Source organism: Streptomyces sp. NBC_00271, from assembly GCF_036178845.1.
In the GTDB taxonomy this organism is placed as follows: domain Bacteria; phylum Actinomycetota; class Actinomycetes; order Streptomycetales; family Streptomycetaceae; genus Streptomyces.
Genome location: NZ_CP108070.1, coordinates 4,073,051 through 4,094,571, shown reverse-complemented (window position 1 = coordinate 4,094,571; position 21,521 = coordinate 4,073,051). Strand labels below are relative to the sequence as shown.

The following is a 21,521-nucleotide window of genomic DNA, read 5'->3' as shown; positions in this document are numbered from 1 at the left end:
CCTGCTGGGAGCTCCACGGGAAGGCTCCCTGGAAGCGGACGGTCCGCCTCATCATGCCGTCGGCGCGAACCCGAACCGAGCCCCGGGCGGGAGGATCGCCGCCCGCTGTGGGATGCGTCACGGGTACCTCACGCGGCCCTCACGCACCTCTCGCACAGCTATCACGCTTGCTTCACAAGCGTGTTGTGAACGACAGAGGATGACAGTGAGACGACAGCGGACGACAGTGCACGACCGCGGACGTTCACGAAGCGATCTCGGACTCCATGACCGTCCGCAGTCGGGCGGCGCCCCCGCCCTTCCCCGCGCGGGCCTGCTCCAGTCGGAGCCGGGCCGAACGTCCGTGCAGGGTCAGGGTCATGAGCTGGTTGCCGAACCAAGGGCCGCCCGTTTTGCGCCAGTCGACGGGCGGCCGGTCGCACGTGCCGTGCCGGGCGAACCGACGCCCGATCGCCCGGCCGACCGCGCTCCACCCGAAGCGGAAGCCGAGCCGTATGGAGAGGGGGATGGAGTTGTGGACGGGGGAGCAGGTCAGCTGGAGGACGCGGGCGTCGGGGGAGCGGGGGGAGTCGGGCGCCCCCGGGGTCCCGGAAGGCCACCGGGGCTCGGCGATGTAGGCATGGTGGACGTCTCCGGACAGCACGGACACCGTCGCCGGGGCGTCCGGTCCGGAACCGGCCTCGGCGATCAGCTCCGCGAGCGCGGCGAAGGACGCGGGGAAGGCAGCCCAGTGCTCGAGGTCGGCCCGGCGGCGCAGCCTCTCCCCGAACCGGGCCCAGCGCGCGCCCCGTTCACCCCGGCACAGGGCGGCGTCCCATGCCTCGGCGTCGTGCACGAGGTGGGGGAGCAGCCAGGGCAGTGAGGTGCCGATCAGGAGGTGGTCGCAGGAGCCCGGCGCGTCCAGCGCCTGCTCGCGCAGCCACCGCTCCTCGCCCGCGTCCAGCATCGCCCGCCGGTCCTCGGCCAGCACGCGGGCCGCCCGGGTGTCCACCATCAGCAGCCGTACGCGGCCGAAGTCGCGGCGGTAGCTCCAGCGGACGGAGGCCGGGTCGGCGTCGGACTGGGCGGCGAAGGCGCTCAGCACGTCGGTTCCGTCGGGGGTCTCGCGGACGGCGGCGTACAGGGCGTCCTCGGCGAGTTCACGCGGTGAGAGGTTGCCGAGGTGCTGGTGGACCCAGTACGACATCAGACCGCTCAGCAGCCGCTCGCGCCACCACGCCGTGGCCCGCATGTCGGCGAGCCAGGAGGCGCTGGTGTTCCAGTCGTCGATGACGTCGTGATCGTCGAAGATCATGCAGCTCGGCACGGTCGACAGCAGCCAGCGCACTTCCGGGTCGAGCCAGGATTCGTAGTAGAGGCGGGTGTACTCCTCGTAGTCCGCGACCTGGTCGCCCGGGGGGTCGGCGAGGTTGCGGCGGGCGGCGAGCCAGCGCTGGGTGGCCTTCGAGGTCTCGTCCGCGTACACCTGGTCGCCCAACAGGAGCAGGACGTCCGGCCGTTCGCTCTCGGGCTCGCCCGCGATACGGGCCGCCAGTGTGTCCAGCGCGTCGGGTCCGACCGGGTCCTTCTCGTCCGCGGGCGGCGCGGCCCAGCGGCAGGAGCCGAAGGTGACTCGGACGGCGTCCTCCTCGCCCCGGGTGCGGACGACGGAGGGCGGGAAGGGGGAGCCGGGCAGCGGCCAGACACCGGCGCCGTCCAGCAGCACCTCGTAGGCGGTGTCCGCGCCCGGGGTCAGGCCGCTCACCGGCACCAACGCGTAGTGGTGACCTGCGACTTGGAAGGTGCGGGCCGAGCCGCGGGCGCCGTCGGCGCAGCGCACCTCGGCGGTGCACGGACGGCTCGCCTCGACCCAGAAGGTCGCGGACGAGCCGTCGACGTACCTCAACAGCGGTCCCAGGCGCAGCTCCGCCAAGGTGATCACCCCTCTCCGTCGCCCCGTACGGTACGGAACGACGGAGAGGAGCGGGGAGGTTCCGGGAACTGCGCCGGTTTCCGTGGGGGGAGGGGACCGGTGGGGACCCGTGGGGGGAGAGGTGTGGGGATCGGTGCGGGGATCAGCAGCCGCTGAGGACCGAGCTGAGCTTGCTCTTCTCCGCCGAGTCGACCTTGAGGTTGTAGTAGTACTTCACCTGGACCCAGGCGCGGACGTAGGTGCAGGCGTAGGAGCTGAGCGGGGGCATCCACTCGGCCGGGTCCTGGTCGCTCTTCTGTTGGTTCACGTTGTCCGTGACGGCGATGAGCTGCGGACGGGTCACGTCGTTGGCGAAGGCCTGGCGCTGGGCGGTGGTCCAGGCGCTGGCGCCGGAGTCCCAGGCCTCGGCGAGCGGGACGAGGTGGTCGATGTCGAGGTCGGAGGCGGCGGTCCAGGTGGCGCCGTCGTAGACCGAGTACCAGCTGCCGCTGGTGGCGGTGCAGGCGGAGTTGGTGACGACGTTCGAACCGTCGCGCTTGAGGACGTACTCACGGGTGTTGCAGGTGCCGCTGATGGTGATCCAGGTGGGGAAGAGATCACGGTCGTAGCCGGTGCGGCTCTCCGTCGCCACGGTGAGCGAGGCGAGGTAGGTGCGCGCGGTGGCGGCGCTGACCGGCGTGGGGAGCGCGGCGGAGGCGGTCGGGCCGTTGAAAATCCCGACCATGGCTATCAGGCCGGTGAAGGCTGCGAGTATGCTCAGCCGTCGACGCGCGTAGACCTTTGGCATGCGAACTCCCTTGAGGTGGGGGGACGTTGGGGCGAGCGGGCCCATGCTCGCGGTGCCGCATTTCCGGAAGGTGTGAGGCAGGTAAGAAGCTAGTGACGTGCGCATGACATGCCAAGGGGTTCGGGGCAACCGGTTTCTGTGAATCTGGGGGCGCGGGCTCCGAGGGTGCCCCGGTGTGGCCGGTCCGAGGGGCCCGGGACCTATGGCCCTGTCCGGCCCGTTTCGTCATCCCGTACGATGGATGGCGCAGAAGGGGAGTAGCTCTTCGCCGGACCGTCGACATACTGCTCAGCTCGTCTGAGCCGGCGCCCGGAGGCAGACCGTCACGGTCGGCCAGCGAGACCTTCGGCAGAGCAGTGCACTGTCCGTGCGTACGTCCTCGTGCGGGCGCCGATGTGTGCTGCCGTGCCGAGGTGTCGCGTAGCAGTCACAGCACTCTCGGTGGGGCAGCCCCGACCGATTGAGGGATTTTGATCAGCATCACCGTGATGGCGCTCGTCTTCGGCGTCGTCTTCCTCGCCGAGCTGCCGGACAAGACCGCGCTCGCCGGGCTCGTCCTCGGTACCCGTTACCGCGCCTCGTACGTCTTCGCCGGCGTCGCCGCCGCCTTCGCCGTGCACGTCGCGCTCGCCGTCGCCGCGGGTAGTGTGCTGACCCTGCTGCCGCAGCAGATCGTGCACGCGATCACGGGTGTGCTGTTCCTCGCCGGTGCCGCCGTGCTGCTCCTGAAGAAGGGCGAGGACGAGGAGGAGGTCCGCGATCCCGCGAACCAGAGCTTCTGGAAGGTCTCGGGGGCGGGCTTCATGCTCATCCTGGTGGCCGAGTTCGGTGACCTCACGCAGATCATGACGGCGAACCTCGCGGCCCGGTACGACGACCCGCTCTCGGTCGGCCTCGGTGCGGTGCTCGCGCTGTGGGCGGTGGCCGGACTCGGCATCGTCGGCGGCAAGGCGCTGATGAAGCGGGTTCCGCTGGAGCTCATCACCAAGGTCGCGGCCATGCTGATGCTGGCGCTGGGTGTCTGGAGTCTGTACGAGGCGGTGGCGGCCTGAGTCGACGGGGCCCCGCTTGTCGGGGTGTCGTCCTGGTCGGAGGTGGTGGCGCCGGTCCCTCTCGTTTTGTATCGTAGAGAAACAAAGTGGCTCCCGTCCGCACTCCCTGACCGGCGGGCGGGGCCGCCTTGTCCCCGGGGGACCCGGTGCTGATCCAATGGACGCCCCCGGCCCCTTCCCCCATGCTCTGGAGCCTGCCGATGACGGCCACCACCGTTCTGACCGCCCGCGCCCTCCTGCTCGACATGGACGGCACCCTCGTCAACTCGGACGCCGTGGTCGAGCGCTGCTGGCGTCGCTGGGCCGAGCGGCACGGGTTGGACGGGGACGAGGTCATGAAGGTCGTCCACGGGCGGCAGGGGTACGCGTCGATGGCGGTGCTGCTGCCGAACCGGCCCATGGAGCAGAACTACGCCGACAACGCGCGCATGCTCGCCGAGGAGACCGCGGACATGGACGGGGTCGTCGCGATTCCGGGTGCCGCGGAGTTTCTTGCCTCGCTGGAGGGGGTGCCGCATGCCCTTGTCACCTCCGCGGATGTGGGGTTGTCCACGGCGCGGATGGCTGCCGCCGGGCTGGGGTTGCCGGATGTGCGGGTCACCGCGGAGTCCGTCGGTGCGAGCAAGCCTGATCCCGAGGGTTTTCTGAAGGGGGCTGCCGAGTTGGGTGTGGCGCCTGAGGAGTGTGTGGTCTTCGAGGATTCGGGGGCCGGGATTGCTGCTGGGCGGGGGGCCGGGATGCGGGTGGTCGGGGTGGGGCCCCGGGCCGGCTTTCATCGGCCGGATGTCGTTGTGCGTGATCTGACGCAGGTGCGGGTGGAGGTTGTCGGGGGCGGGACGATACGCCTGCACATCGCCTGACCCTCGGTTTCCTCGCCCCCGCCGCCCCTACCCGTCCCATCCCCAGGGGCTCCGCCCCTTCGACCCCACTGGGGGCTCCGCCCCCAGACCCCCATCGGCCTGAACGGCCTCGTCCTCAAACGCCGGACGGGCTGAACACGTGAACCGGCGCTGAATAGAGCGCCCCGTCAGGGGCGCGGGGAACTGCGCGAGCAACCCCCACCGGCCCGCAGCCGAGCAGATCCGGGTGGGCGGGGGATCCGGGGCGAAGCCCCGGTCTCAGGGGGCGCGGGGAACTGCGCGATCAGCCCCCGCGGGTCGCAGTCGAAGAACCCGTCGAACCCCTACGGCGTCCGCGTCTCGCCCTCGAGGCTCGCCCGTGTCGCCGTCCCGTACACCCCGGACTTGTCGCCCGTGATGCCACGGGCCCACTGGTAGCGGCGTACCGCGTCCTCGACCTGGCGGGAGTACGTGCCGTCGGACTGGCCCGTGTAGAGGGACAACTGGCGCAGGCGCAGTTGGAGTTCGGTGACCTCGGAGCCCCGGTCGCCGCGGCGCAGGGTCTGGGCGGGCTGATCGCCCGTGGAGTCCTGGCCCGGCGCCAACGAGGCAGCCGCGGTGGGCGTGGGTGTGGGTGTGGCTGACGGTGAGGACGTGGGCGGCTGCGATCGCGTCGCCGACGCCGAGGGGGACGGACTGCCGCTGGGTGATGGGGATGGCGCCGTCGTTGTCTTTGTCGTTGTCGTGGAGGGTGCGGCGCTTTCGGGGGCCGACCCCGACCCCGAGCCCGGTCGCGGCGACGGCGACGTCGGCGTCGGTGACGGGTCCGGGACGCTCGCCCGTACGTCGTCCGGCAGCGCCCGCTCCCGCGCGGGGGCGTCGTACGAGAACAGCCCGCTCGCGAACCCCGCCGCCGCCACGACCGCCACCGCGGCCCCGGTCACGGCCAGCAGGGCCGTACGCCGTCGGCGCCGGGGAGGTTCCTCCGGAAAGGAGGCCGGCGGTGGGTACGGGGGCTCGTTCGCGGAGTTCGCGGAGTCGACGTGTTGTACGGCGCTGAGGGCCTCCGACGGCACCGTACGCAGGCGCACGGTGGCAGGGCCGGACTCGTTCGCCGTCAGGTCCACGTACGGGCGGATGCGCAGGGGATCGAAGTCCTCCGCCGCTGCCGCCTCCGCCGTGCGCGCGTCGCGCAGGGCGTCGGACGCGCGCCGGGTGCAGGCGCAGGACGGGGTGCCGTCCGGCGTCCGGGGCGCGGCGCACTCGGGGCAGACATGCCCGTTCGGTTCAGTCACGCGTTGGGTCCCTCCCCCTGAGACTCGCCCCCTCGGAACTCCCGAGGTTAGTCACATCCACCACACCTTCTCCCAGGGGCCCCCGGAATCCCTCCTTCCGCAGCCGTTACAAGCTTCAACAGGCCATAACCCGCCATACCGACCACCATGGAGGGTGACCGAGACCCCAGGGGCTCATGGGAGGTCCGCATGACGGGCGAGACACCCGGTGATGTGCACGACCCGGACGCGCCGCCGCACGACCCCCCGTACGGCGTGAACGAGTCGGCCGAGCGGAGGCGCTCGGCGGCCGCCGTCGACGCCAAGGAGGCGCCGGTGCACGGCAGCGTCGCCGTCTCGATCGGCGCGCTGCTGCTCGGCATGCTGCTGGCGGCCCTCGACCAGACGATCGTGTCGACCGCGCTGCCCACCATCGTCAGCGACCTGGGCGGGCTCGAACACCTGTCGTGGGTGGTCACCGCGTATCTGCTCGCGTCGACCGCGGCCACTCCCCTGTGGGGCAAACTCGGCGACCAGTATGGCCGGAAGAAGCTGTTCCAGGCCGCGATCGTGATCTTCCTCGTCGGGTCCGCATTGTGCGGAATGGCGCAGAACATGGGCGAGTTGATCGGCTTCCGGGCCCTTCAGGGCCTCGGTGGCGGTGGGCTCATCGTGCTGTCCATGGCGATCGTCGGCGACATCGTCTCGCCGCGCGAACGGGGCAAGTACCAGGGGCTGTTCGGGGCAGTCTTCGGTGCGACGAGCGTGCTCGGGCCGCTGCTCGGCGGGCTGTTCACCGAGCACCTCAGCTGGCGCTGGGTCTTCTACGTCAACCTGCCCGTCGGCGTGGTCGCGCTCATCGTGATCGCGGCGGTCCTGCACATCCCGAGGAAGTCCGCCAAGCACGTCATCGACTACCTCGGCACGTTCCTCATCGCCGCGGTCGCCACCTGTCTCGTTCTCGTGGCCTCGCTCGGCGGCACCACCTGGGGGTGGAGCTCGCCGCAGACCATCGGTCTCGCGGTGCTCGGTGTCCTGCTCGCCGTGGCCTTCGTGGCGGTGGAGCAGCGGGCGGCCGAACCCGTCCTGCCCCTGAGGCTCTTCCGCGTCCGCACCTTCTCCCTCTGCGCCGTCATCAGCTTCATCGTCGGTTTCGCGATGTTCGGCGCGATGACCTATCTGCCGACCTTCCTCCAGGTCGTCCGGGGCGTGAGCCCCACCCTGTCCGGCGTGTACATGCTGCCCATGGTGTTCGGGCTGCTGCTGTCCTCGACCGTCTCCGGGCAGATCGTCAGCCGTACCGGACGCTGGAAGGTCTTCCCCATCGCGGGCACCGGTGTCACGGCGATCGGTCTGCTCCTGCTCCACAAGCTCGACGAGCACAGCGGCACCGGCGAGATGAGCGTGTACTTCCTCGTCTTCGGCCTGGGCCTCGGCCTGGTCATGCAGGTCCTGGTCCTGATCGTGCAGAACGCGGTCTCGTACGAGGATCTGGGCGTCGCCACCTCCGGCGCCACCTTCTTCCGCTCCATCGGCGCCTCGTTCGGCGTGGCCATCTTCGGCACCGTCTTCGCGAGCCGCCTCGGCGACAACCTGGTGGCCGTGCTGAGCGGAAGGCAACTGCCCGCCGGCATCACGCCGAACAGCCTCAAGGCCGACCCGAAGGGCATCGCCGACCTGCCGTCCGTGCTCCGCCAGCCCGTCCTGCACGCGTACGCCTCGTCGATCACCGACGTCTTCCTGTACGCCGCCCCGGTCGCCGTGCTCGGCTTCGTCCTGGCCTGGTTCCTGCGCGAGGACAAGCTGCGGGGTTCGGTCACGGCACCCGACATCACCGAGACGCTCGCCACCAATCCGGTGGAGCGGTCGTCGTACGACGAGGTGTGCCGCGCGCTGTCCGTGCTCGGCACCCGGGAGGGGCAGCGGGAGATCTACGAGAAGATCACCGAGCGGGCCGGGTACGACCTGCTGCCCGCCGCGAGCTGGCTGCTGCTGAGGATCAAGAAGTACGGCTGGGCGGAGCCCGCGCTGCTGGCCGAGCGCAGCACCGTACCGCTGCCCGTCGTACTGGCCGCGGCCCGGCAGTTGGAGGAGCGCCGCCTCGCCGTCCGCGGAGGGCTCGACCTCGTCCTCACGGACGAAGGCCGCGAGGTCGCCGGGAAGCTGGCCAAGGCCCGTGAGGAGTCCCTGGCGGAGCTGCTCGGCGACTGGTGGGGCCCGGACCGCCCGACCGATCTGACCAAGCTGGTCAAGGAGCTGAACGGCGAGCTGTGCGGGTCCGACGCGGAGCGGCCGCACGACAGGACGGCGCCGCGTACGCATCCGCGCGGGACACCGGCGTGAGCCCGGACACCGGCGTGAGTCCTGCGTCGGGCCTCAGGGCGTCAGCTTCTTCAGCTCTTTCGTGTTCTTCAGCTCTTTCGTGAACCAGTGGTCGGCGTAGGTCTCGTCGTTGTGCGGCTCGGTCTCCTCGTAGCCGTGCCGCGCGTACAGGGCGCGTGCTTCCACCAGGTCGCCCCGGGTGTCGAGGATCAGCCGCTCGGCGCCGAGGCCGCGCGCCGCCTCCTCGGCCGCCGTGAGCAGCAGCGCCGCGCCGCCTGTGCCGCGCAACCGCTCGCGCACGAAGACGCGCTTCAGCTCACCCGTCGTGGCGTCGAGCATCCGCACCCCGGCCATGCCGCCGGGGTCGCCGCCGTACCGCGCGACCAGCAGCACCCCGCCGGGTGCCTGGAACTCGGCACCCGGGGTCGCCGCGATCTCCCGCTCCAGTTCCTCGGGGTCGGTCGGGTGCCCCTCGTGCAGCAGGTACCAGCGGTCGCTGACCTCCGTGTAGTACGCGCGCCACAGTGCGGCGGCGACGGACGAGTCGAAGGGCTCGGGGGCGATGATCCAGGTCATGGCCGTCATTGTCGGGAGGCGCGGCCCCCCTGCCGCAAGCGGATTTCGGCGGGGCGCCGGTGCGGGGTTCGTTTGAGTGCGGGGTTCCGGGCAACCCGGTCCTCGAACCGGCCCGTCGGGTCGAGAACCCCGGAAGGCACCCATGTCCACAGGCCTCATCATCGCTTTGATCGTGATCGTGGCGGTCGCCGTCGTCGCGGCCGCGCTGATCCTTTTGGCCCGCAGGCCGCAGGGCGGGAGCACACTGCGGCGGCGCTTCGGGCCCGAGTACGACCGGGCCGTCGCCCAGCACGACGGCGACGCCAAGGCCGCCGAGCGTGACCTCGCCGAGCGGGTGAAGCGACACGGCTCGCTGCGTGAGCGGCCGCTGGAGCCCGCGGCCCGCGACGAGTACGCGGCCCGCTGGGGGGTTGTTCAGGAACGCTTCGTCGACTCGCCCCAGGAGGCGGTGGCCGAGGCGGACCGGCTGGTCGGCGAGCTGGCCGGCGCACGCGGCTTCCCCGACGGCGAGCGCTACGAGGAACAGCTCGACGCGCTCTCCGTCCACCACGGACACCATCTGCACGGCTACCGGCGCGTCCACCAGGCCACGTACGCCCCCACCGCGGGCGCCGACGGCAGCACGGAGGAGCTCCGCGCGTCCATGGTGGAGGCCCGCGCCCTGTTCGAAGAGCTGCTGGCCCCGGTTCGCGACGACGCCCGCCAGGACACCGCCCCCGCCGCGGCATCCGTCCCGGACGGGCGTTCCCACCGAGCCCATGTTCCGTCGGTACTGACCAGGCGTCACGCGAAGGGGAGTTGAGGAAGTGAAGAAGATGGCTTCGGACAACGGCAATGAGAACACTCCGCGTCGTGAGGCGATGACGGGTCGCGGCGACGTCGACCCCCTCGTCCACCGGCACGCCCAGGACGCCCAGGTCGCTCCGTCGGCCGGATCCGGCACCCCCGCCGACCCGGCCGTCCGCGACCCCGGCGAAGCCCCCGGCGGTATGGAGTCCCGCGAGACCGCGAACCCGTCCCGCTCGACGGCCGGCGGCACGCGGAGCATGCCCGCCGACGACCGCGACACCCGCTCCGGACAGGGCGCCGACACGCGGGCCGGGCAGCGGGAAACCATGCGCGCCATGCAGCCGGATTCCGCCCGCGCCGGGCAGGGCGGTGACCCCACCCGCGCCGGGCAGCCGGAATCCAGGCGCGCCGAGGAAGCGGAGTTCGCCCGCGGTGCGCAGGGTGAACCCACTCGTGCCGGGCAGAGCGGTCCCACCCCCGCGGAGCAGCGCGGTAGCGGTGCGCAGGGAGACGGCGACGGTGCGTTGCTGTCGCACGACGAGTGCGACAAGTACTCGTTGCGGATGCAGCACGCCGTCGGTGGGTTCGTGGACGGCCCGCGGGCGTCCGTCGAGGAGGCGGACCACGTCCTGGAGGAGCTGACCACCGAGTTCACGGACGCCATGACCCGGCGGCGCCGCAACCTGCGGACGACCTGGCAGGCAGCCGGTGAGAGCGACACGGCCGACACCGAGAAGCTGCGGCTCGCCCTGCGCGACTACCGCGAGGTGACCGAGCGACTCCTGCACCTGTAGGTGACCGAGCGACTCCTGCACCGGTCAGGAGGCCGAACCGTCGAAGTACCACGTCGAAGTACCACCCTGAGGCCGCGTCCCGGACCATGTTCCGGGACGCGGCCTCACCCGTCGACGGGGTCATCCGGCCCGGCGCTCGCGCCACTCCCGGACGATCTCGTCCACGTCGTACGGCTTGAGGCCGAGGGGAGGTCCCGGCGGCGGCTTGAACATGACCTCGCGGATCTTGGCGTTGATGTCCTCGACGATCCGGCGCACGACGCGCTCCGAGGGCGCCACCGAGGCCGCCGCGAGCGCGTCCTCGGCCTCCTTGCGCAGGGCCAGCGTCGGCGGCAGCACCGACAGCCCCTCGCGGGCCATCTTCCGCTTGATCCACCACAGTTCGTCGTACGGCGTGTCGGTCACGGCGGGCATGGGCTTGCCCGCGCCGGGCAGGTCCGCGAACTCGCCGCGGGCCTCCGCCTCACGGATCTGGCGGTCGACCCAGGTCTCGAAGCTGACCCCGGGTGGCTTCCGTTCGGTCATGCGTCCATTGTGCCGTACGACACACGATCGGACGATCGGGCGAATTATCATGCGGCGGCGGCGCGTCAACCACACTCGGTACCAGGGGGGTTGAAGCGCCGCGGACCGGATTAACGCTGGAACTCGAAGGAGCGCACGTGCTCGAACTCACCATGGCCTCGGTCACCGGGGCGGACGCTGGTGCGACGGCCGGAATGCTGATGGCCGACGCGCCGAGCGACCCCGGAGCCGTGCTGCGGGTGGGCCGGGACCGGGCCGTGTGCCGGCTCGCGACCCCCGACGACTGGCTGTTCGTCTCCCGGGTCCACCTGGAGTTCCTGTGCGGCCCGGACGGTACCTGGCAGGTCACCTGGCTGCACGGGTCACGCCCTGAGCCCTCCGCCGAGGTACGGCTGACGCTGGCCGGACTGCCGACGCAGGCCGTCCCGTACGGCGGGACGGCGAAGCTCCCCGCGGGCGGTTCGGGGGAGATCGTCATCCTCGACCGCACAGGACCGCACAGCGTGAACGTGGGTTTCTACCACGAGACCTGAGCCCCCCGGAGCGCGAGCCTGCGCGCCCCGGAGAAGCAGGCGTCAGGCCAGCACGCGCGCCAGCGCGAACCCGTCGTACCCCTTGCTGCCCACCGTCTGGATCGCCGTACCGCTCAACTTCGGGTGGGCGGCGATCAGTTCGAGGGCGGCCCGGGTGCCCCGCACGCTCGGTTCGGCGCTGCCCGCCTCGGTGACCCGCCCGCTGCGTACGACGTTGTCGACGACGATCAGGCTGCCGGGGCGGGTGAGCTTGAGGGCCCACTCGACGTAGTGCGGGTTGTTCACCTTGTCGGCGTCGATGAACACGAAGTCGAACGGCTCCGGGTTCTCCTCGGCCAGCTTCGGCAGCGACTCCAGCGCGGGTCCGACCCGCACCTCGGCGATCTTGTCGAGGCCCGCGCGGGCGAGGTTGCGGCGGGCGACCTCGGCGTGCGTGGCGTCGTACTCGAAGGTGATCAGCCGGCCGTCGGCCGGGAGTGCGCGGCCCAGCCAGATGGTGCTGTAGCCGCCGAGGGTGCCGATCTCCAGGATGCGGCGGGCGCCCTGGATCTCGGCGAGCAGCTGGAGCAGCTTGCCCTGGTTCGGCGCGACGGCGATCTGCGGCAGCCCCGCGGCGTCGCTGTCGCGCAGGGCCGCCGTCAGTGTCTCGTCGGCGGGGGCGAGGAGGGTGGTGAAGTAGTCGTCGACGTCGTTCCAGAGCTGCGACTCGCTCATGAACCATGCCTTTCGTATGCCTAGTTAGATGTCCTAACTAGTCCCACGGCCCAACCTACACGGCGGGCGCGGAGCCCGGCAGCGGGCGACCCGCGGACTCGGTCATGAACCACACCGCCACGCCACCGACGACGGCCGCGGCCATCATGTAGTAGGCGGGCATCATCATGTTCCCGGTCGCCCCGATGAGCGCCGTGGTGACCAGCGGGGTCGTACCGCCGAAGAGCGAGACGGAGACGTTGAAGCCGATGGACAGCGAGCCGTAGCGGACCTTCGTCGGGAAGAGCGCCGGGAGCGCGGCGGGCATCGCGGAGGTGAAGCAGACCAGCAGCAGGCCCAGCGCGCCCATGCCGAGCGCGACCGCGAGCAGACTGCCCTGGCGGATCAGCAGGAGCGCCGGTACGGACAGGGCGAGGAAGCCGACGCAGCCCGCGGCGATCACCGGGCGGCGGCCGATGCGGTCGGTCAGCGCGCCCGCGAAGGGCTGGACGATCATCATCAGCGCCATCACGCCGAGGACGACCAGCAGGCCGTGCGTCTCGTCGTACTTCAGCTCGCTCGTCAGATAGCTCGGCATGTACGACAGCAGCATGTAGTCGGTGACGTTGAAGACCAGCACCAGGCCGACGCAGAGCAGCAGCGCGCGCCACTGGCCCGCGACCATCTCGCGCAGCCGCACCTTGGGGCGGTCCGCCTCCTTCTTCGAGGCCTTGGCCAGTTCCGCCGCGAACGCCGGGGTCTCCTCCAGGCGCATCCGCAGATACAGGCCGATGATCCCCATCGGGCCCGCGATCAGGAACGGCACGCGCCAGCCCCAGGACAGCAGGTCCTCGGTGGACAGGAAGGCGGTCATGAGGGTGACCAGGCCGGCGCCGCCGATGTATCCGGCGAGCGTGCCGAATTCCAGCCAGCTCCCGAAGAAGCCGCGCTTCTTGTCGGGCGCGTACTCGGCGATGAAGGTGGAGGCGCCCGCGTACTCGCCGCCGGTGGAGAAGCCCTGGACGAGCCGGGCCGCGAGCAGCAGCAGGGGAGCGCCGACGCCGATCGTGGCGTACGAGGGGATCAGGCCGATCGCGAAGGTGCCCGCCGCCATCATGATCATGGTGAGGGCGAGGACCTTCTGGCGGCCGACGCGGTCGCCGAGCGGGCCGAAGACCATGCCGCCGAGCGGGCGGACGAGGAAGGCCGCGGCGAAGGCGCCGAAGGTGGACAGCAACTGCGCTGTGGGGTTGCCGGAGGGGAAGAAGACCTTGCCCAGCGTCACCGCGATGTAGCTGTAGACACCGAAGTCGAACCACTCCATCGCGTTGCCGAGGGCCGCCGCCTTGACGGCCCGCTTGACCAGGACCGGATCGGTGACGTAGGCCTCGGGCGGCGGCGTGGGGGTCCGGGGTCGGGGTACGGCGGGGGTGACTGCTGTGGCGGACGGCAAGGGCATGCCCTTCGTAGGGGACGGGGACGCGGCTCACCCGGAAGTAGGCCGAAAAGCGACCATAGGGGCACTCGTCCGCATCACGTGCCGTAGGCAACTCGATGCATAGTGCAAGTAAATGCGCCGTACGCAGGGGTGCAGGCCTGATCGCGCGCCGCTTTTCCGGGGCTCCTTTGTGAGCTAAGTCGCGAACGAAGCGGGGAACCGGAACCATGCGCGCACTATCGTCATCCGGACGAAAGGCGGGAGGCCGTCAGGTGAAGAGGGGGTTGCCTGCGTCTCTCAATCGGGGCGTGCGAGCCTCGTAAGGTCCGGGCCGGGTCCGGACGCACGGGGCACGCGGGGCGAACGGGACGGACAGGGCGGACGGGGCGGGAGGGTCGGCGGGGCGTGGCGAACGTTGAGCACGGCGGGACAGCGGGCAATGCCTTCGGGGCGGGGGCGGCGGAATCGGCGAGAGCGAGACTGCGCGCGATCCGGATCGGGCTGTGGTTGATCGCCGCGGTCCTCGCGATACGGCAGGTCACCGTCGTGCTGAGCACCCCGAAAGGGGAACGGCTGACGGACCTGGAGACCTGGGTCGGACCCAACGGCGTCCTGCATGTGAAGGGATCGCTGTACGACTCGACGCAGTTCACCGGCACCCCCTTCGGAGGATTCGTCCTCAAACCCCTCACCCGCGCCGCCGAACAGACGCTCGGCTGGGGCTGGACCTTCGGCAGTCTCTCGCTGGTCGTCGTCCTCGGCCTGGTCGTCGCACGCGCCCTGCCCCAGCCGGTGAGCCGGCGCACCGCCCTGCTCGCCGCGCCCGTCGCGATCAGCCTGCTGATGCTGTCGCTGCCGGTGCGCAACGCCCTCTACCTCGGCCAGACCAGCATCATCCCGGTCCTGCTCGTCCTGCTCGGCTGCTTCGCCGTCCGGGGCGAGCGTGCCAGCGGCCTGCTGATCGGTGTCGCCGCCGCCCTGCAGCCCACCCTGCTGGTCTTCGCGCCGCTGCTCTGGTTCACCGGGCGCCGCCGCGCCGTCGAGTCCACCGCGATCACCTTCGCCGGCCTCGGCGCGCTCGCCTGGGCCGTGATGCCGCACGACTCCACCACCTACTGGGTGCACCACCTGGCGGGCGTCGGCCTCGGCGGGGACGCCGACGACCTCTCCAACCAGTCGCTGCACGGCGCGCTGCTGCGGCTCGGCCTCAACGGCCCGCTGGAGATCACCCTGTTCCTGCTGCTGGGCGCCGCGGTCGCCGCCCTCGGCTTGCGCCGCGCCATCCGCTACGCACGGGACGGGCAGCTGCTGCTGGCCGTGGCGATCACCGGCTGTGTCGCCGTCGTCGTCTCGCCCACGTCCTGGCAGCACCAGCTGCTGTGGGTGCTGCTCGCGCTGGTCGGCAGGGTCGGCAAGAAGACCTCGGACCGCCCCATGTGGCCCGTCGCCGTCATCCTCGTCATGACGCTGCCCGCGAAGATGATGCTGCCGAACAAGGCGGCGCTCTTCCCGCTGCGCGACAACGTGGTGCTGCTCGCCGCGCTCGCCGCCGCCACGATCGTGCCGTTCCTCTCCCGCACCTCGGAGTACTACCGGGCGCCGATCCCCACCGACTACGCCCAGTCCGTGCCCACGCTCCCCCAGAGCCCCAAAGGCCTGGGAGGTACCCCCAGGAAGCGGGTGCCGCTGCTCCCCTTCCTGGGCCGCGTGTTCACCCGCCCGAACCTGCTGCTCGAACTGCTCCTGATCCGCGTCGGCTACTCCGCCTACCAACAGGTCAGGCTCGCCGCGACGGGCGGCACCAACGCGGGCGGCCGGACCACCGCCGAACACCACGGCGACCAGATCCTCTCCATCGAGCGGTTCCTGCACATCGACATCGAGCACTGGGTCAACCACGCCGTGTTCAAGGTCGGGTGGCTGCGGGACTTCTTCGCCTTCTATTACGAGTCGTTCCACTTCGTCGTCCCGCTCACCGTCCTCGCCGTGCTCTACGTCCGCCGCCCCGGCGACTACCGCTGGGCGCGCTCGGCGCTCGGCTTCGCCACCCTGATGGCGCTCCTCGGCTTCTGGCTCTTCCCGCTCGCCCCGCCGCGCCTGATGCCGGGCCTCGGCGTCATGGACACCGTGCACGGCGTGCAGGACTTCTCCAAGCCGGACTACGGCACGCTGACCGCGCTGACCAACCAGTACGCCGCGATGCCCTCGCTGCACTTCGGCTGGTCCCTGTGGTGCGGAGTCGTCATCGCGGTCCTGGCGCCCAAGTGGTGGATGAAGGCGCTCGGCCTGCTGCACCCGTTGCTCACGGTCTCCGCGATCGTGGCGACCGGCAACCACTGGGTGCTGGACGCGGTGGGCGGCGCGGCCGTCGTCGGCGCGGGCTTCGGCCTGACCCACCTCCTCCAGGGGCCTCGGCCGAGGCCCCTGATGAAGCCCGTGGAGGTCAGCAGGAAGGATCCGGTCCCGGCGACGGGCCGTACCCCGAGCTGATCCGGTACTCACCCGGCTCGGTCACCGTCAGCCGCGTGAACTCGCCGTCCCGCGTCAGGCAGCCGCCCGGCGCGCGCAGCCACGGCGAGTACGCGACCCGCACGGTCACCGGGCCGGCCACCGGCACCCGTACGTCCACCTCGGCGCTCGTCGTGCGCAGCACGGAACCGGGCGCCGACACCAGCGGCACGGCGTCGCGCACCCGCAGCACCTGCCAGTTGGCGTCGCTCCACACCGGCTCCAGCCACGCGGGCCGATTCCTCACCAGCTGCGCCTCCGCCTCGGCGTACCCGTCCGGCTTCGCCGCGGGCAGCACGACGAATCCCACCGCCCAGCGGTCCAGCCAGGCCCGGTAGGTCGTCTCCGAGAACGTGCCGTCGTAGAAGAGCCGCCCCCGCTCCATGTCCAGCTGACGGTTCCAGCCGCGCGCCAGGTTCACATGCGGGGCGAGCGTGGAGGCCTCGCGGTGGTTGCGGGCCGGGACCACCTCGACACGGCCGCGGCCGGCGCCGAGCCGCTCCAGTGTCTGTACGACGCCGTGCGTGTCGGCGGCCCAGGCGGGCACGGTCGTGGACACCACCAGGTCGGCCACGGTCTTGTGCCCGACCCAGGCGACGGAGAGCACGAGCGTCACCACCAGCGCGACGCGCCGCACCAGGTGCAGCCCCCTGGGCGCGCTGAGCAGCGCGGCAAGGAGCGCGGCGGGCGCGAACAGCTCCGCGAACCGCTCCACGTTCGTCCCCACCGGGGAGGCGATCAGATACGTCAGCACGGTCCCGACCGCGTACACGACCCCGCACCAGCGGGCCACCCGCCAGCCGCGCGGGGCCAGCGTGGCAACGGTCAGCCCGAACAGCACGGGCGGCCAGATCCGGTCCAAGGACATCAACTGCTGTCCGGTGAAGGGGAACAGCAGCGTGGTCGCCCCGACGACGACCACCGGCGGCACCAGCAGCGCCCCGGCCCGCACCCGGTCCCGTACGGCGAGATGTCCGGCGCCCACCACCACCAGGAACAGTCCGGCCACCGGGCTCGCCATGGTCGCCAGTGCCGCGTACGCCGCCGCCGACAGCGTCCGCCGCTCGCCCGTCAGCAGCACACAGGCGGCGAGACCGAGGGCGACGCCCAGCGCGAACGTGGTGCGCCCCGAGGCGACGTTGCACCACAGCGCGAGCGAGGCCAGCAGCGCGGGGCCCACCGGCCGCGGTATCCCCGTGCGGGCGATCAGCACGGCGGCCAGCCAGGTGGCGGCGAGCCCGGAGACCACCGTCACCGGGCGCACGCCCAGCCCGGCCATCAGATACGGCGAGATCAGGCTGTAGTTGGCGGTGTGCATCCCGCCGTACCAGAAGAGGTTGTACGCCGATCCGCCGTGCCGCGCCACGAACTCCGCCCACGCCACCTGGGCCGCGAGATCACCACCGCCGGTCGCGAGGAAGGCCCACCACACCGCGTACAGCGGCAGCACGGGGAGGGTGACGAGGAGGGGGAGACGGTGGCGGCGCCAGAACGCGTGAAGCGGGCGTCTTCGGCGTACGGCCGGGTGGTCGGGCCGGACGGGAGTCAGCTCGGCAGAGACCACAGTGCACCGGTTCCGTTCGAAGTGTCGGTTGTCTTCGGAGTGGGGGGAGGGCTGAGCCACCGGTGAAGACGTGAAACGGAACGGAGACGTTCATCGGAAGTTCGGATGATCGGAGGTTCATCTCGGGGGAGGCAGGGGCGGGGCGTAGGGGGGATGCCCCTGCCTCCCGCGGGACGGGCCGACGGACACCGGGAGTCCGTCGGCCCGAGCGTGCGGTGCGGTCAGCCGGCGTCGACCTGGAGTTCCTTGACGCCGTTGATCCAGGCGGAGCGCAGTCGGCGTGGGTCGCCGACCAGGGTCAGGTTCGGCATCGCGTCGGCGATCGCGTTGAAGATGAGGTCGATCTCGAGGACGGCCAGGGACTTGCCGAGGCAATAGTGGGGGCCACCGCCGCCGAAGCCCAGGTGGGGGTTGGGGTCGCGGGTGATGTCGAAGGTGTCCGGGTTCTCGAAGACCTCGGGGTCGTGGTTGGCGGAGGCATAGAAGATGCCGACGCGGTCGCCCTTCTTGATCTGTTTGCCGCCGAGTTCGGTGTCCTGGGTGGCGGTGCGCTGGAAGGAGACCACCGGGGTCGCCCACCGCACGATCTCCTCGGCCGTGGTCGCCGGGCGGGTGCTCTTGTACAGCTCCCACTGCTCGGGGTGGCTGAGGAAGGCGTGCATGCCGTGGGTGATGGCGTTACGGGTGGTCTCGTTGCCGGCGACCGACAGCATCAGCACGAAGAAGCCGAACTCGTCGGAACCGAGGTTGCCCTCGTCCTCGGCCGCCACCAGGGTGCTGACGATGTCCTTGGCCGGGCACTGCTTGCGGTCGGCGGCCATGTTCATGGCGTACGAGATCAGCTCGGCGGCCGACTCGGCGCCGACCTCCTCGGTGATGGCGTACTCCGGGTCGTCGTACGCGATCATCTTGTTGGACCACTCGAAGATCTTGATGCGGTCGTCCTGGGGGACGCCGATCAGCTCGGCTATCGCCTGGAGGGGCAGTTCGCAGGCGACCTCGGTGACGAAGTCGAAGGGTCCCGAGTGGGCGCGGGCGCCCTCGACGATCGCGAGGGCGCGGGAGCGGAGCCGTTCCTCCAGCGCCCGGATGGCCCTTGGCGTGAAACCGCGTTGCACGATCTGGCGGACGCGGGTGTGCTCGGGCGGGTCCATGTTGAGCAGGATCAGCCGCTGGGCGTCGATCGCGTCGCGCTGCATGTGCTCGTGGAAGCGGATGATCGCGGTGTTGAGGGAGGAGGAGTAGATCTCCGGGTGCGTGGAGACGTACTTGACGTCCGCGTGCCGGGTCACCGCCCAGTAGCCCTCGTCCTGGAAGCCGGCCAGACCGGCCGGCTGGGGGATCCAGCGGACGGGTTCGGCCCGGCGCAGTTCGGCGAACTCCGGCAGGGGCACGCGGTGGTGCAGCACATCGGGGTCGGTGAAGTCGAACCCGTCGGGCAGCGCGGGACAGGGCATCGGCGACCACCCACCATTCTGACGGTCCATCAGGAATCCGGAATTGCCGTGAAGGTAGTAACGGGTTCTACAAGTCGCAAGAGGTACGGCGCCCCGAATTCCGTGGGGAGTTCGTGCAGATCGCGACTTCGAGCGCTGCACGACCCTTGCGGCGCGGGGGCTCCGATCCGCAGACTGCACACAGAACTGGTACGCGTTCTAGTTCTGCGCGGTGGGTGGGCCGGGACGCCCCGCGCTGCGCGGGTCAGCAGGGCCTGGCCGCCGGACAGGCCTGAGGAGAGGACGAGCCCCCATGGCCGCGGAACCCGTGATCGTCGAAGCCGTACGCACCCCCATCGGCAAGCGAGGTGGCGCCCTCGCCAACCTCCACCCCGCCTATCTCCTGGGCGAGACCTACCGTGAACTCCTCGGCCGCACCGGCATCCACGCCGACTGCGTCGAGCAGATCGTCGGCGGCACGGTGACGCACGCCGGTGAGCAGTCCATGAACCCCGCGCGCACGGCCTGGCTCGCCATGGGCCTGCCGTACGAGACGGCGGCGACGACCGTCGACTGCCAGTGCGGCTCCTCGCAGCAGGCCTCCCACATGGTGGCCAACATGGTCGCGGCGGGCGTCATCGACGTCGGCATCTCGTGCGGCGTCGAGGCGATGTCGAGGGTGCCGCTGGGCTCCGGCTCCAAGCACGGCCCCGGGAAGCCGTTCCCGGACGAGTGGAACGTGGACCTGCCCAATCAGTTCGAGGCCGCCGAGCGCATCGCCCGTAATCGTGGCCTGACGCGCGAGAACGTCGACTCGCTCGGGCTCGTCTCCCAGGAGCGCGCCGCGAACGCCTGGGCGGAGGAACGCTTCAAGCGCGAGACCTTCGCCGTCCAGGTGCCCACCACCGAGGACGAGCAGCGGGCCGGACAGGGCATGTGGCGCCTCGTCGACCGCGACGAGGGACTCCGCGACACGTCCATGGAGGCGCTGGCCGGCCTCAAGCCGGTGATGCCGACCGCCGTCCACACGGCGGGCAACTCCTCGCAGATCTCGGACGGTGCGGCGGCGATCCTCTGGGCGTCCAAGCGGATGGCTCGGGCGCTGAAGCTGCGCCCGAGGGCGCGGATCGTGGCCCAGGCGCTGGTGGGTTCGGACCCGCACTTCCATCTGGACGGCCCGATCGACGCGACGCGCGCGGTGCTGGGCAAGGCGGGGATGTCTTTGAAGGACATCGACCTCGTGGAGATCAACGAGGCGTTCGCTTCAGTGGTGCTGAGCTGGGCGCAGGTCTTCGAACAGGACCTGGAGAAGGTCAACGTGAACGGCGGTGCGATCGCGCTCGGGCATCCCGTCGGGGCGACGGGTGCCCGGCTGATCACTACCGCCCTGCACGAACTGGAGCGACGGGACAAGGAGTTCGCGCTGATCACGATGTGCGCGGGCGGTGGACTGGCCACCGGGACGATCATCCAGCGGTTGTAGTCCACGAGACGAAGGTGGCGAAGGCGGCGGGGGCGATCGTGAGGATCGGGCCGGTGGGGATCTTTGAGTCTCGTACGGCGACGGTGGCGTCCAGGGTTTCGGCGATCTCTATGCACTCGCCGCCCTGGTCGCTGCTGTAGCTGGACTTACGCCACCGGATCCCCGTCGGAATCGCGTTGCTCTCCATAGCGTTCCTCCATTACGCACCGGATCAGGTCCGCCGAGTCCCTGAGGGAGAGCGCGGCGGCTTGCAGATGATCGTAACGGAGCGAGCAGTTCTTGACGGTGGCCCGGTTGGCGCTCGGATGCCCGCTGCCGTAGCCCTCGGTGTAGACGATGTCCGGGTCCTTCTCGAAGCGGTAGAGGGTGAACGAGCCTGTCAGTCCCGCGTGCGCTCCGGCCGAGAACGGCAGGATCTGGATGTTGATCCGGGCGTCACCCTCGAACGACAACAAGTGCGCGAGTTGCTCCCGCATGACCTCCGGTCCGCCGATCTCCTGGTACAGGGCGGCCTGGCTCAGGACCATCCAGAAGACCGGCGGCTCCTCCTTGTTGAAGATGCGCTGACGGGCCAGTCGCACGGCGGTCCGATCGTCGAGGTCCGTGTCGTCCAGTGCGCCGAGCACGGCACGGACGTACGCCTCGGTCTGGAGGAGACCATGGACCATGTTCATCTGATAGGTGCTGATTTCCGTGGCCCGGGCCTCCAGTTCCGCCACCCGCTGGAACCAGGCCGGGAGTTGAGTTCGCATCACCATCATGGTCAGCCGGGACAGCAGCCCATCCGTCCCCAGCGCCGCGTCCACCCGCTCGCTGAACTCCGGCGTCGGCAGCTTCCTCGCCGTCTCGATCTGGCCGACCAGCGAACCGGTGTAGTTGACGATGTCGCCGAGCTGCCGCTGTGTCAGGCCCGCGGATTCACGATGGCGTCGCAACTCGAACCCGTAGTAATCGAGTGGGGACGCGCCCGGGTCGAGGATGTTGATATGGGTCACG

19 protein-coding genes are annotated in these 21,521 nt (G+C 70.7%); 8 read left to right on the top strand and 11 right to left on the bottom strand.

From position 1 onward, the window contains the following. Positions 1-244: 244 nt before the first annotated feature. Positions 245-1,912: an alkaline phosphatase D family protein gene (locus tag OG798_RS19030; RefSeq protein ID WP_121418507.1), complete on the bottom strand. Its 1,668-nt coding sequence runs from the start codon at positions 1,910-1,912 to the stop codon at positions 245-247. A gap of 142 nt (positions 1,913-2,054) precedes the next feature. Continuing rightward, complete coding sequence (locus OG798_RS19025) at positions 2,055-2,699, bottom strand: HNH endonuclease family protein (RefSeq protein ID WP_121416275.1); 645 nt, start codon at positions 2,697-2,699, stop codon at positions 2,055-2,057. Positions 2,700-3,169: 470 nt separating this feature from the next. Here OG798_RS19025 and OG798_RS19020 point away from each other — a divergent pair, with 470 nt between their 5' ends. Together OG798_RS19020 and OG798_RS19015 are read left to right on the top strand one after the other, a co-directional pair. Continuing rightward, positions 3,170-3,751: a TMEM165/GDT1 family protein gene (locus tag OG798_RS19020; protein WP_067363025.1), complete on the top strand. Its 582-nt coding sequence runs from the start codon at positions 3,170-3,172 to the stop codon at positions 3,749-3,751. Positions 3,752-3,951: 200 nt separating this feature from the next. Then, positions 3,952-4,611, top strand: coding sequence for an HAD-IA family hydrolase (locus OG798_RS19015; protein ID WP_328757364.1), 660 nt, complete (start codon positions 3,952-3,954; stop codon positions 4,609-4,611). Positions 4,612-4,934: 323 nt separating this feature from the next. On the opposite strand, the gene OG798_RS19010 is transcribed toward OG798_RS19015, so the two are convergent. Further along, a complete protein-coding gene (locus OG798_RS19010; protein ID WP_328757363.1) occupies positions 4,935-5,885 on the bottom strand; it encodes a peptidoglycan-binding domain-containing protein in 951 nt (316 codons plus the stop codon). 360 nt (positions 5,886-6,245) lie between these two features. Between OG798_RS19010 and OG798_RS19005 the strand changes: the two genes are divergently transcribed. Further along, positions 6,246-8,207 carry an MDR family MFS transporter gene (locus tag OG798_RS19005; RefSeq protein ID WP_443054190.1) on the top strand — a complete coding sequence of 654 codons (1,962 nt, stop codon included), beginning with the start codon at positions 6,246-6,248 and terminating at the stop codon, positions 8,205-8,207. 33 nt (positions 8,208-8,240) lie between these two features. Here the strand turns inward: OG798_RS19005 and OG798_RS19000 are convergent, their stop codons facing one another. Continuing rightward, a complete protein-coding gene (locus OG798_RS19000; RefSeq protein WP_328757361.1) occupies positions 8,241-8,762 on the bottom strand; it encodes a GNAT family N-acetyltransferase in 522 nt (173 codons plus the stop codon). A gap of 142 nt (positions 8,763-8,904) precedes the next feature. Between OG798_RS19000 and OG798_RS18995 the strand changes: the two genes are divergently transcribed. Further along, the gene (locus tag OG798_RS18995; RefSeq protein ID WP_097226068.1) at positions 8,905-9,564 is read left to right on the top strand and encodes a hypothetical protein; all 660 of its coding nucleotides are present in this window, start codon (positions 8,905-8,907) and stop codon (positions 9,562-9,564) included. 13 nt (positions 9,565-9,577) lie between these two features. After that, positions 9,578-10,345 (top strand): hypothetical protein, encoded by a 768-nt coding sequence (locus OG798_RS18990; protein ID WP_413253646.1) that lies wholly within the window; start codon positions 9,578-9,580, stop codon positions 10,343-10,345. Between the two features lie 120 nt (positions 10,346-10,465). Here OG798_RS18990 and OG798_RS18985 read toward each other — a convergent pair whose 3' ends face one another. Beyond that, entirely contained in the window at positions 10,466-10,870 is a 405-nt protein-coding gene (locus tag OG798_RS18985) for a J-domain-containing protein (RefSeq protein WP_095854930.1), read from the bottom strand. Between the two features lie 137 nt (positions 10,871-11,007). On the opposite strand from OG798_RS18985, the gene OG798_RS18980 reads away from it, so the two are divergent. Then, positions 11,008-11,403 (top strand): FHA domain-containing protein, encoded by a 396-nt coding sequence (locus OG798_RS18980; protein ID WP_054230963.1) that lies wholly within the window; start codon positions 11,008-11,010, stop codon positions 11,401-11,403. Between the two features lie 42 nt (positions 11,404-11,445). Here the strand turns inward: OG798_RS18980 and OG798_RS18975 are convergent, their stop codons facing one another. Then, the gene (locus OG798_RS18975) at positions 11,446-12,117 is read right to left on the bottom strand and encodes an O-methyltransferase (RefSeq protein ID WP_095854931.1); all 672 of its coding nucleotides are present in this window, start codon (positions 12,115-12,117) and stop codon (positions 11,446-11,448) included. Between the two features lie 55 nt (positions 12,118-12,172). Next, positions 12,173-13,555 carry a glycine betaine/L-proline transporter ProP gene (gene proP, locus OG798_RS18970; protein WP_328757359.1) on the bottom strand — a complete coding sequence of 461 codons (1,383 nt, stop codon included), beginning with the start codon at positions 13,553-13,555 and terminating at the stop codon, positions 12,173-12,175. A gap of 384 nt (positions 13,556-13,939) precedes the next feature. Between proP and OG798_RS18965 the strand changes: the two genes are divergently transcribed. Beyond that, positions 13,940-16,024 carry a bifunctional glycosyltransferase 87/phosphatase PAP2 family protein gene (locus OG798_RS18965; RefSeq protein ID WP_267061629.1) on the top strand — a complete coding sequence of 695 codons (2,085 nt, stop codon included), beginning with the start codon at positions 13,940-13,942 and terminating at the stop codon, positions 16,022-16,024. Here the strand turns inward: OG798_RS18965 and OG798_RS18960 are convergent. Next, on the bottom strand, positions 15,978-17,606 hold the full coding sequence (locus OG798_RS18960; RefSeq protein ID WP_328757358.1) for a hypothetical protein: 1,629 nt from the start codon (positions 17,604-17,606) through the stop codon (positions 15,978-15,980). The genes OG798_RS18965 and OG798_RS18960 overlap by 47 nt on opposite strands. Positions 17,607-17,827: 221 nt before the next feature. Next, positions 17,828-19,063 (bottom strand): cytochrome P450, encoded by a 1,236-nt coding sequence (locus OG798_RS18955; RefSeq protein ID WP_097226070.1) that lies wholly within the window; start codon positions 19,061-19,063, stop codon positions 17,828-17,830. Between the two features lie 292 nt (positions 19,064-19,355). On the opposite strand from OG798_RS18955, the gene OG798_RS18950 reads away from it, so the two are divergent. Continuing rightward, positions 19,356-20,525, top strand: coding sequence for a steroid 3-ketoacyl-CoA thiolase (locus OG798_RS18950; RefSeq protein ID WP_075026617.1), 1,170 nt, complete (start codon positions 19,356-19,358; stop codon positions 20,523-20,525). On the opposite strand, the gene OG798_RS18945 is transcribed toward OG798_RS18950, so the two are convergent. Continuing rightward, positions 20,509-20,712: a DUF397 domain-containing protein gene (locus OG798_RS18945; protein ID WP_328757357.1), complete on the bottom strand. Its 204-nt coding sequence runs from the start codon at positions 20,710-20,712 to the stop codon at positions 20,509-20,511. The two genes, OG798_RS18950 and OG798_RS18945, sit on opposite strands and share 17 nt — an antisense overlap. Beyond that, complete coding sequence (locus OG798_RS18940; protein ID WP_328757356.1) at positions 20,672-21,520, bottom strand: helix-turn-helix domain-containing protein; 849 nt, start codon at positions 21,518-21,520, stop codon at positions 20,672-20,674. The genes OG798_RS18945 and OG798_RS18940 overlap by 41 nt, the downstream gene beginning before the upstream one ends. Between the last annotated feature and the right edge of the window lies 1 nt (position 21,521).